General features: G+C 46.6%; 6 protein-coding genes and 1 rRNA gene. 2 read left to right on the top strand and 5 right to left on the bottom strand.

Annotated elements, in window-relative coordinates:
- Positions 1-29 precede the first annotated feature (29 nt).
- The 3 genes from EV294_RS12290 to sigK form a co-directional block, all read right to left on the bottom strand.
- The gene (locus EV294_RS12290) at positions 30-1637 is read right to left on the bottom strand and encodes a response regulator (RefSeq protein ID WP_165930658.1); all 1608 of its coding nucleotides are present in this window, start codon (positions 1635-1637) and stop codon (positions 30-32) included.
- A 116-nt stretch (positions 1638-1753) separates the two neighbouring features.
- Entirely contained in the window at positions 1754-3109 is a 1356-nt protein-coding gene (locus EV294_RS12295) for a glycoside hydrolase family 28 protein (protein WP_132307129.1), read from the bottom strand.
- A 213-nt stretch (positions 3110-3322) separates the two neighbouring features.
- Positions 3323-4021: an RNA polymerase sporulation sigma factor SigK gene (sigK, locus tag EV294_RS12300; RefSeq protein ID WP_015845870.1), complete on the bottom strand. Its 699-nt coding sequence runs from the start codon at positions 4019-4021 to the stop codon at positions 3323-3325.
- A gap of 212 nt (positions 4022-4233) precedes the next feature.
- Between sigK and EV294_RS12305 the strand changes: the two genes are divergently transcribed.
- Both EV294_RS12305 and EV294_RS12310 read left to right on the top strand, forming a co-directional pair.
- Positions 4234-4440, top strand: a complete 207-nt coding sequence (locus EV294_RS12305) for a hypothetical protein (protein WP_132307130.1) — start codon at positions 4234-4236, stop codon at positions 4438-4440.
- A gap of 255 nt (positions 4441-4695) precedes the next feature.
- Positions 4696-6042 (top strand): Nramp family divalent metal transporter, encoded by a 1347-nt coding sequence (locus tag EV294_RS12310; protein WP_132307131.1) that lies wholly within the window; start codon positions 4696-4698, stop codon positions 6040-6042.
- A gap of 45 nt (positions 6043-6087) precedes the next feature.
- Here the strand turns inward: EV294_RS12310 and EV294_RS12315 are convergent, their stop codons facing one another.
- Entirely contained in the window at positions 6088-6726 is a 639-nt protein-coding gene (locus EV294_RS12315) for a cell wall hydrolase (protein WP_132307132.1), read from the bottom strand.
- 409 nt (positions 6727-7135) lie between these two features.
- A 23S ribosomal RNA gene (locus EV294_RS12320) occupies positions 7136-7230 on the bottom strand; the annotation flags it as partial.

Consider the following 7230-nt stretch of genomic DNA (forward strand, 5'->3'; position numbering starts at 1 on the left):
GAATACGCTGTTCCACCATTTTCGAATGATTAATCCCCTCCGCCATAATCCCTCAGAGCGTTCTTATACTCTTGAGGCAGCCTGCCTGTTTGTTTCTTGAACATGTCGCTGAAATGCCTTGCATTGTTATAGCCGACTTTCTCCGCAATCTCATAGACCATCATGTCGGTGTGCTTGAGAAGAGATAGAGCATGCTCCATCCGCAGATCGGTTACATATTGCTTGAAATTCCGTTTCATCTGCTTCTTGAAGAAGCTGCTGAAATAATAAGGGTTCATAAAGGCAACCGCCGCAACAGATTCCAGCGATATATCTTCCATGTAATGCTGCTCGATATATTGAACCACTCGGGCAATCATCGTCTGCTCCTTGTGATCCGGATTATCGCCGATCCGATTGAATAAGAGCTGCATCATATCGTAGACCCCCTCGCACATCTCTCCGAAAGTCTCGTATTTCCCCAGCCGGCTTTGCAAATGCTGAATATCAAAGCCCCAGTCCGACATGGGAGCATCGGACTTTTTCACTTCCTGCACGATATAAAGCAGTGCCGAGAAGCAGGTCGACACCGCAAGCTGGCGGTTGCCAATTGCGGCGGATTCAATAACCTGCAGCAGCTCCTTCACCTTAAGCAGAACGATGTCCCAGGAGCCTTCCGTCATAACGCGGATAATTTCAGACTGTAGTACGAACAGCTCCTTCTCCCTGTCTTTGCGCTGTTCAGGCTTCCGGTATCGGATGACCCGGTGCAATCCTGTAAAATACGTCATGGATAGCGCGTGCTCTGCTTGTTCGCGCGATTGGCTTAATTGAGACAATTGTTTTACAGATTCCCCAACTCCGACGGATACGTTAAGCTTCAGATATTTAAAGATATTGTCCTTAATGGTTTCCGCCAGACGAACCGGCAAGCCAGGCTCCTCATAACTCAAAGCAAACACGAAGCTGCCGGCTTTCTCGTAGGAATAACCTTGTCCAATTCCCGCAATACTTTCCTGCACAATATTATGAATAGCGAATTGGACCAGCTTCTGCGTCTGCATCGGCCATCTTTCGTTATCGTTACCGACCGGATCAATTCTCGCAGCACCTATGGTATATAGCGGCCCCAAAAGCTTTTCCGTCAAATAACGGTAGCCTTCGGACTGTTCCGACAATGTACCCTCGGCAAGCTGCTCGACCCATCCGTCTACCTCATCGTCATGATTTTTTCGCTCGAGCAGGTCCAACTTGCTGCGCCGGCGGTCCTCCTCACCCTTTTCAAGAATAAGGGAGAGCGCTTTAGCCAGCACCGCTTCGAGATCCGATTTCTTGACAGGCTTAACCAGATAATCGACTGCACCATAGGAAATGGCATCTCTGGCGTACTTGAACTCCTGATAAGCGCTGACAAAAATAACCTTGCAAGGCAGCTCGCGATGCTTCACTTCCTTTATAATGTCGATTCCGCTTAAATGCGGCATGCTGATATCGCTGATCACGATATCAGGCTTACGCTGCTCGATCATCTCAAGAAGCTCTTTCCCGTCGTACGCGAATCCAATAATGTCAATCCCTTGCTCTTCCCATGGAATCAGCTTGCTCAGTCCCTTCAGGATAAGCGGCTCATCGTCGGCTAGAACTACTGTGACTTTCATCGTGACCTCCCCCTTCATTTGCTCTATGTTTAAGATTATAGCTCAATACTACATGCCCATGTCGATGCTGGAACAGGGACGCGACTTTCGATCGCGTCCCTGCATGCCCTTCTATGTTAATACTCTAGTATATCCATCTTTAACGTATTGCAATTATCCAGCAGGTACGATTCCCGCGTATCTTCGTATTTCGCATGAAGCTTCATTCCGTCCAATACTAACCGGTCTACACAACGTATATCCATAAACGTTGCACGGCTCCAGGTCGGGTAATAATTCTCGGATACCTTCTCCGGATGGTTATTACGCAAATCCCATACCTCCGGGTATTCGTTTGGAATATCTTCCTTTTTAACTCCCCCGATAAACGTATAGGCCATATTCCTTATCGTTAAATCACGGATTGGATAAGGTTTGCACGCATCAACCCGAATCCCGCTGAATGACGGGCAGCCCATGACGTCGTCGGTGAATCGATAATGGGTTTTTCGCATCTCTTCATCATCCACCGCAATGATATCAGTCAGTGTGATCCGTTCCAGCGTGCCGATCGCCGGCATTTCATCAAGACCAATCGATGAGCCAATAACATCCAAGCGGTTGTTCAGAATAATAAAGATCGGCCGCGAAACATTTCTCATCACGAGTCCCTGCGCCACGATGTCTGTAATGCTCCCGCCTTCCGTACACTCGATTTTAATGCCTTCCCGCCATACATTCTCAAACGTGCAGTTATGAATAGCCACATTCGAAATATCTCCGACAGACTTCAATCCGATTCGGACAGCTGCGCATATCGAGGTGAAATGGCAATTGCTGATATGGACATTTTTCATCGGAAAATCCTTGCTGCTTGCCTGTAGGCAAAGATTGTCATCGGTGCCGAGAATTTTGCAATTAGATACAAACACGTTTTTACAACCGTCATAATCCAATCCGTCCCCGTTATACCGTTTGTCATTCCGGATATCGAGACCTTCACACCAAATATTTTCGCTGTCCAGAAAAGCTGTCGTCCACGCCGTTGAGTTGTATAGACGTAGACCTTTGACATGAATATTCCGGCAACGAAGGAAGCGCATCATCATCGGACGATAGATGCTTCCCAAATTCGGGAAACTCTCGGCGTTGCCGTTAATCTCGCCTTGGCCAACCACGCCGATATTCTCCGCGTCCTCTGCGTAAATAAAGCATTTATCCATATCCTTCTCATTTACGTAACGGTTATAATGCGTCCCGTCCGGATAATCTCCGATATCCGGATTGGCAAGCAAAGTTGCGGAGGGATTCACCTGCAAATAGACGTTTGATCTGAGAAAAATCGTTCCTGAAACGAATGTGCCTCCGGCAAGCACAACATATCCACCGCCAGCTTCATGACAAGCATTAATAGCTTGCTGAATTGCGCGCGTGTCAATCGAAATGCCATCACCTACGGCCCCGAATTCTTTTACATCGAATAGATCCTTCACCAAGCGTTCCCCCAATTACTGCTGCATAAGATTAAGTTCATTCTATAGCGCGCTTTCCGGGAGCGGTATGTGTTTTTTATAGAACTATGTGCTCTTTTTTAAGAATTTTGTAACGCGAATGCGCAAGCCATAATCCGTCCGTATCAAAAAGACAATCCACCTCGCAAGGGGATTGTCTTTGCTTATTACAATATTTTATTGATTAACTACTAGTCACTTCTTCGCCTTATAAAACTCATGATACAGCTTCATCAGCGCCCTCTTCTCAATCCTAGACACGTAGCTGCGGCTGATGCCAAGCTCCTTCGCAATCTCCCGCTGCGTCCGCTCATCCCCGCCATGATCCAGGCCGAACCGGCCGCGGATCACTTCCTGCTCGCGCTCATCGAGAATATCGAGATTGCGGTAGATCTTGCTTTTCTCAATCTTCAGTTGCACCCGGTCCACGACATCGTCGGCTTCCGTGCCTAGAATGTCGATCAGCGTTATTTCGTTCCCCTCTTTGTCTGTGCCAATTGGGTCATGCAGGGAAACATCTTTCCTCGTCTTCTTCAAAGAACGCAAATGCATAAGTATTTCATTCTCGATACAACGAGCGGCAAAAGTGGCAAGCTTCGTGCCTTTCCCGGTCTGGAAGCTTTCGATCGCTTTAATCAATCCAATCGTTCCGATGGAAATCAGGTCCTCAAGATCTTCCCCCGTATTGTCGAATTTTTTCACTATATGGGCAACCAAGCGCAGGTTATGTTCAATAAGTAAGTTGCGCGAATGTGCGTTGCCTTCGGCCATCAATTGCAAATGCTTCATCTCTTCCTCTTCATGCAGCGGCTGCGGGAAAGCATTATTTTTCACATAAGATACAAGCAGTGACAACTGCTTAATGAATAGCGCAATAGCTGCAAACAACCCCATACTGTACACCCCCATGCTGTAATGGAAAGACTCCGTACTAAGCCATCCTCCGAATACGTCAGTTCTACATTGTATGTGGGCATAGGCCTAAGTGTGCATGTACAGTATGGGGTAATCATTTTTATCGTGCTCGTGGAAGGCCTGATTCATTTCATTTAGATTGGGTAAACTACCTTAAGACATGGAATGTTAGCCGAGGAGGTTGTTGATTCATGAGCAGACGAGATAAGCATAATGATGAATATGATGAGTTCTATAACGAAACCTCGAATACAGTAGCCGGAATCAATACGCCGAAGGATCACGAGAGCTCCGGTCCAATCGACATGATCAGCGAAGCCGTCGAAGAATTCATGGAGAATGTCCAGCATGCTTTCGACGGACATACTGAGCATCGTGATCATCATGATGAGGATTAGATTGGTAAAGGGTTGTTCTCTCCAAGGAACGACCCTTTGCATTTTCTCTTCACCCATCGCAAAATGAATCCATACCATGTGGTATTCGATCTAACAGGCTGAAAGTTGTCATTGACAAAAAAAGTTGCACGAGTACAATAAAATTAAGAAACAAAAAAATCCGCTCTGCATACTCCTAAGTATGTGGTTTTTTTAGACAGAAAAGTTGCACTCATGCAACAATATTAGCTAAGGAAAAGACAAGAGGTGATTTTCATGATGGAGACATCCGTTACGCAGTCGCAGGATGAAGCTTGGCGTACGCAAGGTACGCAGCCTTCCTTGCCGGAAGTACACCGTTCGCTCCGCATTCCAACAAAGGGCTCCTGGTTGAAAAAGTTTATGGCGTTTGCCGGACCCGGCTACCTTGTAGCCGTAGGTTATATGGACCCGGGAAACTGGGCAACGGATATAGCCGGAGGCGCCATGTTTGGTTACACGCTGCTTTCGGTTATTCTGATCTCCAACCTGATGGCAATTTTGCTGCAAGCATTGGCAGGAAAATTGGGTATAGTCACAGGGAGAGACCTTGCGCAGGCATGTCGGGACCATTACAGTAAGCCAGTTGTCTTTACGTTATGGCTGCTATGCGAGCTGGCTATCGCCGCTTGCGATTTGGCCGAGGTTATCGGCTCAGCGATCGCGCTGAATTTATTGTTTGGCGTACCTTTGATTTACGGAGTAATCATAACCGTGCTCGACGTCTTTATTGTTCTTCTTCTGCAGAATAAAGGTTTCAAGTATATCGAAAGACTTGTTATTGTTCTAATTTTTACAATCGGAGCTTGCTTTATTACCGAGATTTTTCTGGCAAAACCGGATGCACCGGCTCTGTTCTCTGGCTTAATCCCCAGCCAACACATTGTCACTAACCCAATGATGCTGTACATTGCCATTGGTATCCTTGGCGCTACCGTAATGCCGCACAACCTGTATCTGCATTCGTCCATCGTGCAAACCAGACGTTACGATCAGACGGAGCTTGGCAAACGCGAGGCCATCAAATACGCGACATGGGACTCAACCATAGCTCTGTTCTTCGCTTTATTCATAAATGCCGCAATACTGATTATCTCAGCCGCTACGTTCCATGAAGCAGGTATGACCGAAGTGTCCGAAATCAGTCAGGCGTATGATTTATTAACACCGCTTCTCGGTACGGCGGTTGGTTCCGTTCTATTTGGTGTAGCGCTTCTTGCTTCGGGGCAAAACTCTACGCTGACAGGCACGCTTGCCGGTCAGATCGTCATGGAGGGCTTCCTGAACATCCGGCTTAAACCTTGGCTCCGCCGCTTGATTACTCGGCTGATCGCCATCATTCCGGCCGTTATTGTTACCGCGATTTCCGGTGAAAGCGGCACGGCACAGCTCTTGATTCTCAGTCAGATTATTCTGTCGTTCCAATTATCCTTTGCCGTCGTTCCCCTCATTCAGTTCACCAGCGACAAAAAGAAAATGGGCAATTTCGTTAATCCGCTATGGATGAAAATACTCGCTTGGTTTGTAGCTGTTGTCATTATCGTCCTTAACGTGTTCCTGCTATACAAAACCTTCTTTGGTTAAAAAAGCCTGCCGTTTACGAATGCGTAAACGGCAGGCTTCTTTTCATTATTTGGTGAACACGTGGTTCCCGATCTTTACGGTTACCGGGCGCGACTTCATCCATTGGGAATTCGTAATTTTGGGATTGTAGAAATACAAAGCGCCATGCGTAGGATCAACCCGCTTTGCTGCATCCTTGGCAGCATCCAATGCGCTGACCGTCGGCATCTTCCAGAACTGCCCGTTGCTAACGACGCTAAATGCGCTTGGAGCAAAAATAACTCCTCGTATTGTACTTGGGAAACCGCTCGTTTTTGTACGGTTTAAAATAACGGCCGCTACGGCAATCTTTCCTTTGTAGCTCTCGCCTCCCGCCTCTGCGTTAACGACTCTCGCCATACGGGACAAGTCAGAGCGGTCTACGGTTACTTTGTGCAGAGCGTGCAGCGTTGCGGAGCCGGCAACGCCATCGGGCTTCAAGCCAGCGCCCTTCTGAAAGGCTGCTACAGCAGACTTCGTTGATATGCTAAAATAACTCGTTATATTGCCTTTATAGTAATCCAACATATAAAGTCTTTCCTGCAAATCCTTAACCTCAGTCCCTTTGCTGCCTACCTTTAACGATGCAGCCGACGCCTCCAAAGGCAGGCAGAGGATAGATGCTATCAGCATCAACAAGACGAGTGTGCCAAGCTTTCGTTTCATGTATGCGATCCCTCCAGTATGTATGCTTGCTTGTCTTTAGACTCGCGTTTTTTGAGTTTACCATAACTATCCTGAATAATTGGGTATTCATAGAAATTTCTCATTCGTTCTAATATTACTCTCATTATTCATCATAATTTATGGCTAATTACTCATTACTCTATATTAATTCGAAAATATATTGCTGTTATGGTCGGTATATATCCATACAAATGTTTACAAACATTAATCAGTAAACAACAAAAAAACCTGCCTAGAACAGGCAGGTTTAATATGTACATGGCTTTGCGCCTTGAAAACTGGATGCGAAAGTTTGAATTCCTTAAGTGTTTTCCGGTTGTTACACCGGGGTCCCCGAAAAGTAATCGGAATAAGCTGCAACGCTTAACTTCACTTTTTGGGGTTGTTTTAGGATAAGCCCTCGACCGATTAGTATTCGTCAGCTCCACACATTGCTGTGCTTCCACCCCGAACCTATCAACCTCGTCGTCTTCAAGGGGTCTT

Source organism: Paenibacillus sp. BK033 (genome assembly GCF_004345425.1).
GTDB lineage: Bacteria > Bacillota > Bacilli > Paenibacillales > Paenibacillaceae > Pristimantibacillus.